The sequence below is a fragment of the Aquidulcibacter sp. genome (genome assembly GCF_044346625.1).
Lineage (GTDB): Bacteria > Pseudomonadota > Alphaproteobacteria > Caulobacterales > Aquidulcibacteraceae > Aquidulcibacter.
This window is the reverse complement of record NZ_JBIIYV010000020.1, coordinates 31,906-45,619: the sequence shown is the minus strand read 5'-3', so window position 1 is coordinate 45,619 and position 13,714 is coordinate 31,906. Positions and strand designations below refer to the sequence as shown.

The 13,714-nt window shown below is 55.5% G+C and carries 17 protein-coding genes; 7 read left to right on the top strand and 10 right to left on the bottom strand.

Translation table 11 applies throughout. The features are described from left to right. Positions 1 to 104: 104 nt before the first annotated feature. The 4 genes from ACIQ20_RS07285 to ACIQ20_RS07270 form a co-directional block, all read right to left on the bottom strand. Complete coding sequence (locus ACIQ20_RS07285; protein ID WP_395778869.1) at positions 105 to 986, bottom strand: F0F1 ATP synthase subunit gamma; 882 nt, start codon at positions 984 to 986, stop codon at positions 105 to 107. A 24-nt stretch (positions 987 to 1,010) separates the two neighbouring features. Beyond that, positions 1,011 to 2,552 (bottom strand): F0F1 ATP synthase subunit alpha, encoded by a 1,542-nt coding sequence (atpA, locus tag ACIQ20_RS07280; protein ID WP_395778867.1) that lies wholly within the window; start codon positions 2,550 to 2,552, stop codon positions 1,011 to 1,013. Between the two features lie 3 nt (positions 2,553 to 2,555). Further along, on the bottom strand, positions 2,556 to 3,116 hold the full coding sequence (locus ACIQ20_RS07275; protein ID WP_395778865.1) for a F0F1 ATP synthase subunit delta: 561 nt from the start codon (positions 3,114 to 3,116) through the stop codon (positions 2,556 to 2,558). 235 nt (positions 3,117 to 3,351) lie between these two features. Next, positions 3,352 to 4,107 (bottom strand): TerC family protein, encoded by a 756-nt coding sequence (locus ACIQ20_RS07270; RefSeq protein ID WP_395778863.1) that lies wholly within the window; start codon positions 4,105 to 4,107, stop codon positions 3,352 to 3,354. A gap of 238 nt (positions 4,108 to 4,345) precedes the next feature. Between ACIQ20_RS07270 and flbT the strand changes: the two genes are divergently transcribed. Together flbT and flaF are read left to right on the top strand one after the other, a co-directional pair. Further along, on the top strand, positions 4,346 to 4,798 hold the full coding sequence (gene flbT / locus ACIQ20_RS07265) for a flagellar biosynthesis repressor FlbT (RefSeq protein ID WP_395778861.1): 453 nt from the start codon (positions 4,346 to 4,348) through the stop codon (positions 4,796 to 4,798). Then, on the top strand, positions 4,746 to 5,138 hold the full coding sequence (gene flaF / locus ACIQ20_RS07260) for a flagellar biosynthesis regulator FlaF (RefSeq protein WP_395778859.1): 393 nt from the start codon (positions 4,746 to 4,748) through the stop codon (positions 5,136 to 5,138). The genes flbT and flaF overlap by 53 nt, the downstream gene beginning before the upstream one ends. 20 nt (positions 5,139 to 5,158) lie before the next feature. Here the strand turns inward: flaF and ACIQ20_RS07255 are convergent, their stop codons facing one another. The 3 genes from ACIQ20_RS07255 to ACIQ20_RS07245 all read right to left on the bottom strand — a co-directional run bounded on the left by ACIQ20_RS07255 (position 5,159) and on the right by ACIQ20_RS07245 (position 6,849). After that, complete coding sequence (locus tag ACIQ20_RS07255; RefSeq protein WP_395778857.1) at positions 5,159 to 5,749, bottom strand: TetR/AcrR family transcriptional regulator; 591 nt, start codon at positions 5,747 to 5,749, stop codon at positions 5,159 to 5,161. A 2-nt stretch (positions 5,750 to 5,751) separates the two neighbouring features. Then, positions 5,752 to 6,198: a PaaI family thioesterase gene (locus tag ACIQ20_RS07250; RefSeq protein WP_395778855.1), complete on the bottom strand. Its 447-nt coding sequence runs from the start codon at positions 6,196 to 6,198 to the stop codon at positions 5,752 to 5,754. 63 nt (positions 6,199 to 6,261) lie between these two features. Continuing rightward, on the bottom strand, positions 6,262 to 6,849 hold the full coding sequence (locus tag ACIQ20_RS07245; protein ID WP_395778853.1) for a MarR family winged helix-turn-helix transcriptional regulator: 588 nt from the start codon (positions 6,847 to 6,849) through the stop codon (positions 6,262 to 6,264). Positions 6,850 to 6,976: 127 nt separating this feature from the next. Here ACIQ20_RS07245 and ACIQ20_RS07240 point away from each other — a divergent pair, with 127 nt between their 5' ends. Then, positions 6,977 to 7,528, top strand: a complete 552-nt coding sequence (locus ACIQ20_RS07240) for an NUDIX domain-containing protein (RefSeq protein ID WP_395778851.1) — start codon at positions 6,977 to 6,979, stop codon at positions 7,526 to 7,528. 157 nt (positions 7,529 to 7,685) lie between these two features. Here ACIQ20_RS07240 and ACIQ20_RS07235 read toward each other — a convergent pair whose 3' ends face one another. Then, positions 7,686 to 7,976: an HU family DNA-binding protein gene (locus ACIQ20_RS07235; protein WP_313586829.1), complete on the bottom strand. Its 291-nt coding sequence runs from the start codon at positions 7,974 to 7,976 to the stop codon at positions 7,686 to 7,688. 171 nt (positions 7,977 to 8,147) lie between these two features. Next, positions 8,148 to 9,212 carry a CobW family GTP-binding protein gene (locus ACIQ20_RS07230; protein ID WP_395778849.1) on the bottom strand — a complete coding sequence of 355 codons (1,065 nt, stop codon included), beginning with the start codon at positions 9,210 to 9,212 and terminating at the stop codon, positions 8,148 to 8,150. A gap of 314 nt (positions 9,213 to 9,526) precedes the next feature. On the opposite strand from ACIQ20_RS07230, the gene ACIQ20_RS07225 reads away from it, so the two are divergent. The 4 genes from ACIQ20_RS07225 (at position 9,527) to ACIQ20_RS07210 (ending at position 12,793) form a co-directional block, all read left to right on the top strand. Then, complete coding sequence (locus tag ACIQ20_RS07225; RefSeq protein WP_395778847.1) at positions 9,527 to 10,207, top strand: sugar transferase; 681 nt, start codon at positions 9,527 to 9,529, stop codon at positions 10,205 to 10,207. An 89-nt stretch (positions 10,208 to 10,296) separates the two neighbouring features. Then, positions 10,297 to 11,292, top strand: coding sequence for an ABC transporter substrate-binding protein (locus tag ACIQ20_RS07220; RefSeq protein ID WP_395778845.1), 996 nt, complete (start codon positions 10,297 to 10,299; stop codon positions 11,290 to 11,292). Continuing rightward, a complete protein-coding gene (locus ACIQ20_RS07215; RefSeq protein ID WP_395778843.1) occupies positions 11,292 to 12,050 on the top strand; it encodes an ABC transporter ATP-binding protein in 759 nt (252 codons plus the stop codon). The genes ACIQ20_RS07220 and ACIQ20_RS07215 overlap by 1 nt, the downstream gene beginning before the upstream one ends. Beyond that, complete coding sequence (locus ACIQ20_RS07210) at positions 12,047 to 12,793, top strand: ABC transporter permease (protein ID WP_395778841.1); 747 nt, start codon at positions 12,047 to 12,049, stop codon at positions 12,791 to 12,793. The genes ACIQ20_RS07215 and ACIQ20_RS07210 overlap by 4 nt, the downstream gene beginning before the upstream one ends. Here ACIQ20_RS07210 and ACIQ20_RS07205 read toward each other — a convergent pair. Then, entirely contained in the window at positions 12,790 to 13,653 is an 864-nt protein-coding gene (locus tag ACIQ20_RS07205) for an SDR family oxidoreductase (protein WP_395778839.1), read from the bottom strand. The genes ACIQ20_RS07210 and ACIQ20_RS07205 overlap by 4 nt on opposite strands. Positions 13,654 to 13,714 lie beyond the last annotated feature (61 nt).

Here is a 13,714-nt window from a genome sequence, read left to right as displayed (position 1 = left end):
TCAACGTCGACAACGGCGCCGATCACTTGGGCGATTTTGCCTTTAACATGGATGCTCATCTGATTTGCCCTTCGTAGTCTCTTGCTGCGCGATCTGTGCGTGGCTTAAACCGCCTGCGCACCCGCGATAATTTCTGTCAATTCGGTGGTAATCATAGCCTGACGCTTGCGGTTCATCTGCAAAGTCAGTTTCTTGATCAGGTCGCCTGCGTTGCGTGTCGCATTGTCCATAGCACCCATTTGGGCCCCATAGAAACCAGCAGCATTTTCCAGCAAAGCGCCCAAAATCTGGCTGTCGAGATAGCGTGGCAGCAAGGCTTCAAGAATCGCTTCTTCGCCGGGTTCATAGGTATAGACGCCACCGCCAGTATCAGACGTTGCAACGCCTTCAGGTGCCACAACGGGGATCAATTGTTGGGCTGTTGCAATTTGGCTGATGACCGACTTAAAGCGCGAGAACACCAGATGCGCGACGTCAAACTCACCGGCGTCGAACATCTCAACCAATTTGTGGCTGACTTGTGCGCTTTGAGCCGCACCCAAGGTGCGTACGCCGGCGAATTCAATATGGCCAACCGACAAAGACGAATAGACCCGCTTTAGTTGATCGCGACCCTTCTTGCCCACGGTCAAAATTTTGACCGTTTTGCCCTGCGCTTGCAGGCTGACAATCAGTTCACGCGACTTCTTGACGATATTTGTGTTGAACCCGCCACACAGGCCGCGCTCAGAGGTGGCAACCACCACCAAATGGACTTGGTCATTGCCAGAGCCACGCAGAAGCTTGGGAGCCGCATCAGAGCCCTGCACGGACGTGGCCAGATTGGCCACGGTCCCGGCGACTTTTTCACTATAGGGGCGCGCCGCTTCGGCTGCTTCTTGCGCACGCTTCAGCTTTGCCGCCGCCACCATTTGCATGGCTTTGGTGATCTTCTGCGTCGACTTCACCGAAGCGATACGCGTGCGAAAGTCCTTTAAGCTGGCCATGGATTATTTCCCTCAGCCCCGCTCTTAAGCAAACGTCTTGGCGAAATCATCAAGCGCTTCTTTGATGCGCGCTTCGATATTGTCGGCCTTGATGTCCAGCTTGGTTTTGATCGCGTCAGACAGCTCTTTGTACTTCCCGCGCAATGCAGCCTTCAATTCGGCTTCATAGCGCTTGATGTCGCTGACTGGGACGCTGTCCAAATAGCCCTTGGTACCGGCATAGATCAGGACAACCTGATCTTCAACGGCCACTGGCGCGAACTGGTCTTGCTTCAACATTTCGGTCAGGCGGGCACCGCGAGCCAGCAAGCGCTGGGTCGACGCATCGAGGTCCGAACCGAACTTCGCAAAGGCGGCCATTTCGCGATACTGGGCCAATTCACCCTTAATCGGACCGGCCACTTGCTTCATCGCCTTAACCTGAGCGGATGAACCCACGCGAGACACCGACAGACCGACGTTCACAGCTGGGCGCACGCCTTGGTAGAACAAGTCGGTTTCCAAGAAGATCTGACCATCGGTGATCGAAATCACGTTGGTTGGAATGTAAGCCGACACGTCGTTAGCTTGGGTTTCGATGATTGGCAGAGCCGTCAACGAACCAGAACCATTGTCTTCGTTCAGCTTTGCAGCGCGCTCAAGCAAGCGCGAATGCAGATAGAACACGTCACCTGGATAGGCTTCACGACCTGGTGGACGACGCAGCAACAAAGACATTTGGCGGTAAGCCACAGCTTGCTTGGACAAATCGTCATAGATCATCAAAGCGTGCATGCCGTTGTCGCGGAAATACTCACCCATGGTGCAGGCCGAGAACGGTGCCAAGAACTGCAGTGGCGCAGGCTCAGAAGCAGTTGCGGCCACGATGATCGAATATTTCATTGCGCCGGCTTCTTCGAGTGTTTTCACCAACTGCGCAACGGTCGAACGCTTTTGGCCGATAACCACGTACACGCAGTAAAGCTTTTGGCTTTCTGGCGCGTTATTGTCATGGGCTTCGCGCTGATACAGGATCGCGTCGATGGCGATGGCGGTCTTACCGGTTTGACGGTCGCCGATGATTAATTCGCGTTGGCCGCGACCGATTGGGATCAGCGCGTCAATCGACTTAATCCCGGTCTGCATGGGTTCATGCACCGACTTACGAGGGATAATGCCGGGGGCTTTGACGTCCACCTGCTTACGCTCGGCTTCGATATCGACCAGAGGGCCTTTGCCGTCGATGGGCTCACCCAACGGGTTCAGCACGCGACCGAGCAAACCTTTGCCGACGGGCACAGACACGATTTCGCCGAGACGCTTTACAGTGTCGCCTTCTTTGATCCCACGGTCTTCCCCAAAGATCACGACGCCGACATTGTCGCGCTCTAGGTTCAAGGCCATGCCTTTGATCCCGCCTGGGAACTCAACCATTTCGCCCGCTTGGACGCTGTCGAGGCCATAGACCCGGGCGATACCGTCACCAACGGACAACACGGTGCCGACGTCAGCAACAGCTGCCTCAGCGCCGAAGTTTTTGATTTGATCCTTAAGGATCGCGGAAATTTCTGCGGCGCGGATGTCCATGCCTCAGGCCCCCTTCATCGCAATTTTGAGTGCGTCGAGTTTAGATTTGACAGAATCGTCGAACAGCCTGGAACCAACCTTGACGACGAGGCCGCCAAGAAGTTCAGGCTTTAGCGTGGTTTCTACATCAACCGGTGCTTTGAAGGCCCGGCCGAGTGCTTCAGTCAGGCTCTTGAGTTGTTCTTCGCTCAAGGGCTCTGCAGTCGAGACTTCGGCCAGAACGGCGCCACGTGCCTGAGCTGCGAGAGCTAGGAATGCCGCCAGCATGCCGCCCAAGTCCGCCGATCGACGGTTTTGGGCTGCAAGGCCGAGAAAGTTTTGCGTGATGGCGTTTGCCTTCATCTTTTTGGCGATGGCACCAAGCGCTGCGGCCTTTTGTTCCACTGGGAACAGCGGGCTGGTCAAGGCACCGCGCAAGTCCGCGCTGGTCTGCCAAGCGGCCAAGAGCGCCTTGGCGTCTTGCTCCACAGCAGCGACCTTCTTGGATTCAGTCGCCAGGTCGAACAGCGCCGCGCCATAGCGCTGGGCTGCTTCACTGATGGCGCTGCGATTTGATCCACTCAAAGGGTCTACTCACGTGCATAACAGGCCCCGCGCTTTGACTGCGGCAGACGGTGCCTGTTGGATTAATGAAAGCAAAAACAGATCGTTCTCAGTTGGGAAACAAGAACCTCGTCTCGCGTGACGGGGGCTCTAGCATGGGCCTCTCGCGACCGCAACATGAGGGCCGCACACACAGTGCAGGAAGTTACAATTGCAGCGGCCTTTGCGCGGTCGCGTCAACAGGTAAGATGGCCCCCTAAATCCCCTCACCATCCTGACCCTCGCGCTCATTCTTTCGTTTGGCCACAATGTTGAGCGCCTCAACCATGACGGAAAAGGCAATTGCCGCATAGAGATAGGCGCGTTCAATATGTTGGCCGAAGCCGTCGGCAACCAAAACCATACCGACAATCAACAAGAAAGCGAGTGCGAGCATCTTTGTCGTCTCGTACTTATCGATAAAGGCAGAGACGGTTTCGCTGGCAAACATCATCACGGCAATGGCGATCACAACTGCTGTTACCATGATGGAGAGATTGTTGGACATGCCAATCGCGGTGACAATCGAATCAATCGCGAAGATGACGTCAATCACGGCAATTTGAGCGACAACGACCATGAGCTTGGACGACTTAGTCTTCGGGCCGGCGTGTTCTTCCACACTTTTAGAACGCACGATGTCATCGATTTCGATCGTGGCTTTATACAGGAGATAGCCCCCCCCAGCGATCAAGATCAGGTCGCGGGCGGAGAAATCATGCCCCAGCACAGCAAAAAGTGGCTTCGTCAGGCCAGCCAACCAAACCAGCATCGATAAAAGAATGATGCGAAGGATGAGGGCGAGGGCCAAGCCCATGCGGCGCGCCGAGGCTTGTTGCTCCTTTGGAAGTTTTGATGCGGCAATCGAGATGAAAATGACATTGTCGATCCCGAGAACGATCTCCAACAGGGTTAATGTCGCGAGTGAGGCCCAGCCATCCGCCGTCGCCATCCATGCAAACCAATCCGCCAACTCTTTGTCTCCTCGCGAGGCGGCACTGCCCCGCTCGATTGCTTTGGTTGCCTGCCTTGTCGGGGCCGGTCAAGCGGCTAGACGGCACCAGACTCACAAAAATGTTACCGACTGCAGGGCGTCAGGGCGTGAAGGCATTCGTTAACCACGTTTGTTTATCAAGATTGAGGAAATTGCGTTGTAGGTTGCGTCATACCGACGTTATCCCATCAGCGCCTTAGGCACGCAGGAGCTTGAAATGCCGCTGAAACTATCCCTGAAGCCGAATGAGAAGATCGTGCTGAATGGTGCCGTTGTTCAAAACGGAGATCGTCGAACCACACTTTTGCTGCAAAACAAGGCGTCGGTCCTGCGCGAGAAAGATATCATGCAATTGGAAGAGGCGAACACGCCTGTCCGCCGCATCTATCTGCCGATCATGCTGATGTATTTGCAGGGTCAGGAATCGCCTGACCAATACAACGAGTTTGCGCTGCGAATGACGGAGTTCATGAGCGTCGTTCGTGTTCCCGCTATCTTGGAAGAATGCGTGAACGTTTCGCGCGAAGTGATGACGGGTGAATATTACAAGGCATTGTCCAGATGCCGGAAGCTCATGGATTACGAAGCCGAACGGCTGACTGTGGAGGGGACTGAGCATGTCGCTCAAAGCGTATCAGAAGGCGCAGCAACGAGTCGAAACGCCGCGTGAAATAGAATACCGGCTTTTCGGCCAAGTCACCCGCGCGCTGTTGGATATCCAAGAACTGCCGCGTCATGAGATTGCCCGCCGGATGGACGCGCTGGATTGGAACCGGCGTGTCTGGTCGTTTATGGCGGCTGATTGCGCTAATCCCGACAATGCGCTGCCAGAGAATTTGCGCGCCTCGATCATCTCGCTCAGCCTATGGGTGGGCCGCTATTCCAGTGAAGTGATGCAGAAAGGCGAGGATGTTGAGCCTTTGATCGACATCAATCGCACCATCATGCAGGGCTTGGCCAGTCAGATTGAGCTTCAAAAAGAAGCGCTACAGGCTTCCGAGGCCGGCTGAACGCGGATAGCCGCGCCCGATCAGCGTTGATTGATGTGGAGCGCGGCCAAAGTCACTGAACGAATCAAAAGGTCGCTGGAGCGCGACATGCGGGCAAGGCTGATGCCGCCCTCTAAGCTCGCTAACGCAAGGCAAGCCTTGTCATGGGCCGCTTCTGTGCCACCCAAGGCCGTTTCGAACCGCGCAAGCCAACGCTTCTGAGCGTCACAAATGGCTTGGGTCAGCGCGCTTTCCCCAGGGCTGGCGGCCAAGAGCCCCAAGAGCGGTGTTTGTGTGTAGTCGCTCCGGCGCAACCAAATCACACATTCATGCGCCAGTTCAAGCAGGACCGCACCAGCGCGCTTATTCTTGGCAAATTCGGCAGCGAGCCGCGCATCCACCTCGTCTGCAATGAAGCCGACAGCCCCAATCGCCAGTTCTTCTTTGCCGCCGGGGAAGTGATGGTAAAGCGAGCCCTTGGGCAGGTCTGTTGCGTCGAGAATGTCAGATATGGCGACGCCGTGATAGCCCTTGGCTTGAAACAGCGAGAGCGCGGCAGCAACCAAGCGTTCTTTAGAACCCATTGGGGTGGCTGGCGGTGCTAGGGGTGTCTCAGTGTCGCGAATTGTCATGTCTAAGTTTCTGAAATGAGGACTTTAAAGGTGGCGCTTGCCCGGGCAATGAGTGTGTCGTCAGCATAAATCAACGCATCGATAAGACCTGTTCGTCGTGAAGTGGTGACCACACGGGGCAAAATAGAAATCCATTGTCCAATCTGGGCTATTTCAACATAGTCGACATGAAGGGCAGTTGTTACAATGCCTGAAACAGCTTGCGGCTTTCCTTCCTTGGCCCCGTCGTTTTTCAGACGCGCCATGCCGAGCGATAGGCCCATAGCATTATCCGCTAGCGCAGCAATAACACCCCCATGCAACAGACCGCGACCGTTACAATGGCACGTATCAAGAATAAAGCCTAATTCATAAACGCCTTGTTCGGTTCGGGCATAAAGCGGCTGCCAAGGATCCGTAACGGGGCTTTTGCGGGTGTGAGGGGTAAACCCTGAAGGAATATCTGACATAAGCACTTGATAATGAAAATAGACCGTATGGTCTAGTGAGGCGCTGGATTGAAAGGAACGCGCCTATTTGGCCTTTTTCTCTTTCTTCTTTTTCTTCTTTTTTTCTTTTTTCTTTTTGCTCGTTGCTTTGGTTTCATCAAGTTCTGCTGTCGGCATGGCCAAGCGCGTCAGAAATTCGACGAATCCCGCCCGCTTGCTAGCAGGAAGACGGGCCAGAACAGCGGCATCTACGTCGGCAAGCTTTGGCATAGCCTCTTCATACATTGCACGGCCGGTCGGAGTCAGGGTCACTGAATTGGCCCGGCTATCTGTCAACGACTTCGTCCGCTGCGTAAGCCCCTTGGCTTCCATCCGCGCGACCATTTCCGCAAGCGTGGATCGGTCAATGCCTGTGCGACCCACCAACTCGCTCTGCGAGACGCCATCATGTTCGGCCAAAACTGCTAGAACTGCAAATTGGCGCTGTGTCAGGCCATTAGCCCCTAGTGCAGCGGCATGCAGATCAGCTGCAGCCTGTTGTGCCCGATGCAGTAAATGGCTGGGTGACGCATTCAGTGCGAAAGATATGGCGGCAGTGCTTTGCGGCACCGGGGGGTCGCCTGAACCGGCGACTGGTTGCACGGGCGACGCTTCTTGATCTTGAACACTCATCTCGCTACTCGCCTGCTTGCCCCAACAATGGGTGCATTTCACTCCGTCGGCGTCCTATCATTGATTTTTGACGGCTGCGCGACACCTCTTTAGCTATACACGATCCTTTCAAGGAATAAGTCACCCGATGCCAGCCAATTTCTCGTTACAAATCCCAGCCGGAGAAGATCGTACGCGGCAAGTCTGCGATACGTGTGGCTTCATCAATTATGTGAATCCGAAGATTGTCGCCGGGGTTGTGGTCGATGATGGGCAAGGCCGCATTCTCTTGTGTCGGCGGGCGATTGAGCCGCGCTATGGCTTCTGGACGGTGCCCGCAGGCTTTATGGAAGAGCGGGAAACCACGGCCCAAGGGGCAGCACGGGAAGTTTGGGAGGAGGCCCGTGCCAAAGTCGCAATCAACGCGCTTCTGGGTATTTATGAAGTACCTCGCATTAGCCAGGTCCACTTTATGTATCGCGGCACGCTCAGTGAAGACGGTTTTGCGGCGGGACCAGAAAGCCTTGAAGTGGCGTGGTTTGCCTTTGAAGATATTCCCTGGGACCAATTGGCCTTCCCAACCGGCGTCTGGGCGCTCAAGGATTGGGCCAAAGTGCAGGATCAGGCCGCTTTTGTCCCATTTTCAAACCCGCCGGGCAGTGAGCATATGACCCATCCACGCCAGCCCGCGGGTGACTAAGCGCGCTCGCTTAGATCAGATAGAGCCCCAGATAAAGAAAAGGCCCGACCCTGGCAGGACGCTTAAAGGCAGCTCCAGACAGGTCGGGCCCTATTGGACTATTGAGTGGCAGGGTCAGGGCAATACAAACAGATCGACAGACCCCAACCTAACCCGTTTAGTTCAATGCATCTTTCAACGCTTTGGAAGCTTGGAACTTTGCAACAGTTGCCGCTTTGATTTCGACGGTCTCGCCAGTCGAAGGATTGCGGCCTTGGCGTGCATCACGCTTTGAAACTTTAAACTTGCCGAGGGGGGCCAAGGTGACTTCTTCGCCAGCCTTCAGGCTCTTAACAATCGCTGCAGTCAGCGCGTCAATCGCAGTGTTGGCTTTGTCCTTTGTGATGTCAGCAGCTTCTGCGACGGCGTCGATCAAATCTTTTTTGCTCATTGTCGTTTCCTTAGTCATTGGCTGCAGCACCAGAGGCGGATCGCGGCAGCGTTGCGCACCCGTCCGTAACCAGAGGGATGCAATGGCCGCAAGCAATGGCGCTTCGGGTCCAAAGGTCAAGGCCATCTTGAGGTGCGAAACCCCAGATTCTGCTGAGAATCATGGGGTTTCGCTGACAATTATCGGTGATCAGGCCGCGCAAGCACGGAATCCCGCCTCAATTTCTGCCCGAACAAGTGGGTCGGCGAGGTTCCGTCCGATCAAGACGAATCGGCTTTCAGGAACCGAATCAGCAGGCCACGGCCCCTGATAATCCCCCTCCAGCATCATATGGACACCATGAATGATGTAGCGTCGCGGGTCATCGCCCATCTGAAGGACGCCCTTGAGACGCAAGATGTCGAGGCCGCGACTGCCAACGAGCTCGGACAGCCACGCATCAAACAATTCCTCGGACAAGGGTGCGCTCACGCGCATCGCAATCGAGTCAATTCCCTCGTAATGGCTATGCGCGTGCTCATGTGCGTGATCTTTGTGGTCGTGCCCGTGATCATGCGCGTGATCATGCCCGTGATCTTTGTGGTCGTGATGGTGATGTTTGGGCAAAAAGTGCGGATCTAGGTCCATCGCCCTGTCCAGCGAAAAGGCTCCGAGATCGAGAATGGCGTCTAGGTCCACGAGCGAGCGCGAAGTTTTAACCACCTTAGCCCCGCGATTGAGCCGTTGGATGATCGCTTGGGCGGTCTCAAGTTGTTCAGGACTGGCAGCATCAATTTTATTCAGGACAATGACGTCGGCAAAAGCAATTTGCTCAACCGCTTCGTGACTGTGGTCGATCTGGCCTGCGATATGGACGGCGTCGACCACGCTTACCACGGCATCGAGGTAGGCGCGGTTCTTAATCTCATCATCGGCAAAGAAGGTTTGAGCAACAGGGGCCGGGTCCGCAAGACCGGTTGTCTCAATGATTACCCCGTCAAAGGTCTGCCCACGACGGAATAAGGCCCCGAGAATCCGGATGAGGTCACCGCGCACTGAACAACAGACACATCCATTGTTCAGTTCAAAGATTTCTTCGTCCACGTCGACGATCAAGTCATGGTCAATACCGATCTCACCAAACTCGTTGACGATCACGGCGTAACGCTTCCCGTGCGGCGCGGTTAGAATGTGGTTCAAGAGAGTCGTCTTACCGGCTCCTAAATATCCAGTCAGCACGGTAACAGGGACCTTGGCTGTCGAATCACTTTGCATGTCTTGGTTCGCCTTACGTATCGCTTTTGGCTCAGGATAGGGCGTTTATAGCCAGAAACGTGTGTGTAGTCTCGGGTAACGCACTTAAAAAGACTTCCGAGGTAGACAGCAAGTTTTTGATAACCTAATCAGCCGCCGAAAGATCGCTATAAAGTGACATTCCGGCGAGGGCACCATCTGTTTTAAACAAGTGAACAATACTTGTGCCTATGGAAGTCTGAATAATGCTGAACCAATACATTACTTCTATTTTAGGGCCTGCAACTTGCATTGAGTCAAATCATGCGTCTCAATTTGGGGCAAGGGTGGAATAGATGAACAATATTACCGCTGGGTTTAGTGCCGATCTTGCAGCGGGCAATTTGTACAGGCCCGTGCCTGTCAAAGACCTTTCGGATTCCGCCCATAGCGTGCCTAAGCGCCTGTTTGATGCCGCCTGTTCACTGGTCGGATTAGTCTTTCTTGCTCCCCTTTTGATTGCGATCTCTTTTGTGATCAAATTGACAAGTCCTGGCCCCGTATTGTTCGCGCAGCTTCGCACGGGCTTGGGCGGGAGGACCTTTGTGATTTACAAATTTCGCACTATGTCCACACTCGAAAATGGTGACCGTGTTGTCCAGGCCTGCCGCCACGACACCCGTATCACGTGGGTTGGCTCGTTCCTACGTCGATCCAGTTTGGATGAATTGCCGCAATTGTGGAATGTCTTGATTGGCGACATGTCGATTGTTGGTCCACGCCCACATGCGGTTGCCCATGATCATTATTACGGAGCGCTTCTGCCGGACTATCGCGACCGGTTTCGCGCAAAGCCCGGGATTACCGGCCTCGCGCAGTGCAATGGCGCGCGCGGCCCAACAGAAACCCTCGACAAAATGAGCCGGCGCATCCGTTTGGACCTCGCCTATATTGAGCGCTGGTCGCTGGCGATGGAAGCCCGAATTCTTGTTAAGACGGCCAAGGTTATCCTCGCCGGAGACGAGTGCGCCTTTTAAGGCAGTATAATCTCCAATTGCACCTGCAAAGGGTCTCGCCAGAACGTTTCGCTGCACTATGATAGAGACATGTTCATAGGAGACTTGGCTTGATTTCGCGTCGCACCCTACTTGCAGCCAGCTTGGCTTCACCCTTGGCCTTATCAGCCTGCGGCGCAGAAAAGCCCGCAGAGAAAGCTGGCCGTGTGCGCATACGTTTTGCCACAGACTGGCGGGCGCAAGCCGAACAGGGCGGCTTTTATCAAGCTGTTGCGAAAGGGTTCTATGCGGACAAAGGCCTAGACGTCTCCCTGATCCAAGGCGGTCCAAGTGTGAATGTCCCGCAATTATTGGCGGCAAATGCCATCGAAATGGGTTTGGGTTCCAACGCGCCCATTGTGCTCAGCATGGTCCAAGCTGACGCAAAGGCGAAGGCGGTCATGGCGTCGTTTCAAAAAGACCCACAAGTCCTGATCACCCACCCGCGCGCGGACATAAAGTCACTGGCGGACATGAAGGGCAAACCTATCCTGTTGGCAGATGCGTCGATTAATGCTTTCTGGCCATGGCTGAAAGCCAAATATGGCTTCACTGACGATCAAGTCCGCAAATACACCTTTAACTCGGCGCCGTTTTTGGCTGATCCTAGTTCGATCCAACAAGGCTATGTAACCAGCGAGCCTTACACCTTGAAGACCCAAGGCAAAATTGACCCCCAAGTCTATTTGCTCGCGGATTCTGGCTACCCCGGCTATGCCGCTATGACGTTGGTGTCAGACGCCTTTATCGCGGCCCATCCTGAGGCGGTAAAAGGCTTCGTTGAAGCGACCATTGCTGGCTGGAAAGACTATCTTCGTGGTGATCCTGCCCCCGGCGATGCCCTGATTACCAAGGATAATCCCGACATGTCAGCCGACCTGTTGAGCCAAGCGCGCGAAAAGCTGTTGTCTTATGGCATTGTTGAGACCCCAGACGGGGAGATTGGCACCATGAGCCTCGACCGCTGGAAAAGCTTCTTCGACATCATGACGGCTGCAGGTGTTTATCCCGCTGATCTGAAGTGGGCGTTGGGCATTGATCTCAGCTTTTTGCCACAGAAGTCCTGATGCCAGCTGAGACCCCCATCCGCTTAAGCGCGCGGCAGGCTTGCGTGCGGTTTGGTGCCTTAGAGGCGCTGGGCCCGATCGACTTGAGTGTTCGAGCCGGTGAATGTGTGGTGCTGTTAGGACCGTCAGGATGTGGGAAAAGTACGCTGCTGGCAGCGCTCGCGGGCTTGCAGGCGGTAGCAAGCGGGGCCGTACAGGCCGACGCTACCGGCGGCTCGGATATCCCAGGCGTTGTCTTTCAAGAGCCTAATTTAATGAATTGGGCGACGGCGCAGGACAATGTCGCCCTCCCGCTGGCACTGGCCGGTGTTGGGAAGGTTGAGCGGCTAGGCCGCGCACAAAAAGCCTTGAAGCAGGTTGGCTTAACTTCTTTCTCGGCAGCTTATCCGAGGACGCTCTCTGGCGGCATGCGAATGCGGGTGGCATTGGCGCGCGCTTTGGTCAACGAACCGTCGGCCTTGCTACTTGACGAACCCTTTGCGGCCATTGATGAATTGGGGCGGCGCGCGCTGGATGATTTGGTTTTAGAAGCCAAGCGGGACCAGCATTTGGCCGTCCTCTTTGTGACGCATTCCGTTGATGAGGCGGTTTATCTGGCTGATCGTATTTTGGTGTTAAGCCCAAGGCCCGGGCGCATTATGGCTGAAATCGCTGTTCCAGATGTTCCGCGCGATCCAGCCTTCTTAACCTCACCCACTTTTGCAGACGCTGCAGCAGCTGCAAGGCGCGTGTTGAGCGCGCAATTAGTGGCCGCATGAACCGGATCGACATTGCCCCCATTTTGGCAGGCTTGGTTATGCTCGCCCTATGGGAATGGCTGACCCGCTTCTTCCAAGTCCCGACGGTTATCCTACCTCCGCCCAGCGCGATTGGTGCTGCTTTGGTAGAGCGCGGACCCCTTTTGCTGCCCGCCGCCGGTGTCACCATGGGATTGGCACTTACGGCTTTAGCCATCTCCATAGGACTTGGGACCTTGATTGCCCTTGTCTTTGCCCGCGTGCCATTGCTGGAGCGCAGCTTAGGCCCTTATGCTTTGGTGCTGCAAGCAACGCCTATAGTTGCTATTGCGCCCTTGGTGATCATTTGGACCGGTATTGAAAACCCCCGCCGGGCCATTTTGATCCTCGCCGTCATCGTGGCTTTATGCCCGGTGCTAACTTCTGCTTTGGCAGGCCTAAAGGCGGTGGACCCCGGTCTGGACCGTTTGTTCCGCCTCCACAAAGCCAGCAGCACACAACGCTTCTTGCGGCTGGAATTGCCGACGGCCGCGCCTTTTTTACTGGCCGGGATCAAGACGGCGGCTGGCTTGTCGCTGGTCGGCGTCGTCGTGGCCGAATTTGTCGCCGGAACCGGCGCGACGGGTGGCCTGTCGTGGCGCTTGGTTGAAGCTGGCAATCGACTGGAGACGGCGACCATGTTTGCCGCGCTCTTCCTGTTGGCTTTGATGGGCCTTGCGCTAAACGCGGTGCTCGCCCTGATTGAGAAGCAAATCCGCGCTTAAGCTCCTTGACGCGCTTCGTGGTCCAAAAAGCAATCGGCAAGGCCTTCGACATAGGTCGGGAACGCTAGCTTCCAGCCTAGTTCCTCTTTCGCGCGCGCATTCGAAACCCGTTTGCACTCGCTATAAAAGCGCTTGCCCATGTCCGAAAGGCCAGCCGCCTCAAACGGCACCAATGGCGGCGGCTCTCGCCCGAGCAGCCTGCAAGCTTCAACAATCACCTCGCCAGAAGCACAGGGGTGGTCGTCGCAGATATTGTAAATGCGGCCGGGACTTGGGTTGGCGACGCTGGCAGTCAGCGCTGTGACAATGTCTGTGCGATGAGCACGGGAAAAGACTTGGCCGGGCTTATCGATCCGCCGCGCCGTGCCCGACAAGACCTGTTCCAATGCGCTGCGGCCAGGGCCATAAATGCCGGGCAGGCGAAAAACATGGGCTGGGCTGGGTAAGGCGCGCCACGCAGCCTCTGCTTCTGCCCGTCGTTTGGCTTCGATGGACAAGGGCGTCGGCGCTTCGTCTTCAAAGGCCCAACCACCGGCCCGGTCGCCATAAACCCCGGTGGTGGACAAATAGCCGATCCAGACAGCCGCTTTTGGTTCCCAAACTGAGGATAAAGCTAAAAGGGCAGGGTCCCCATCGGGTACAGGTGGGATAGAAGCTAGGATGTGGGTCGCAGTTTGGGCGGCCTCAATCAGTCCGGCGTTTGCGGTTCCGTCAAACAGGATGGGAACAATGCCAGACTTGCGTAATTCTTCGGCGCTGGCAGCACTTCGGCACGTGCCTTGCACCAAGGCCCCTTGTTCGGCCATGGTTAGAGCGAATGCAGTACCGACATAGCCGCAGCCCAAGACTAAAACGCGCATCTGTTCAAATCCTTTGCCTCAGTTTTGCCTTTTAGCCGCATCAAAAGAACCCGATGAGCTC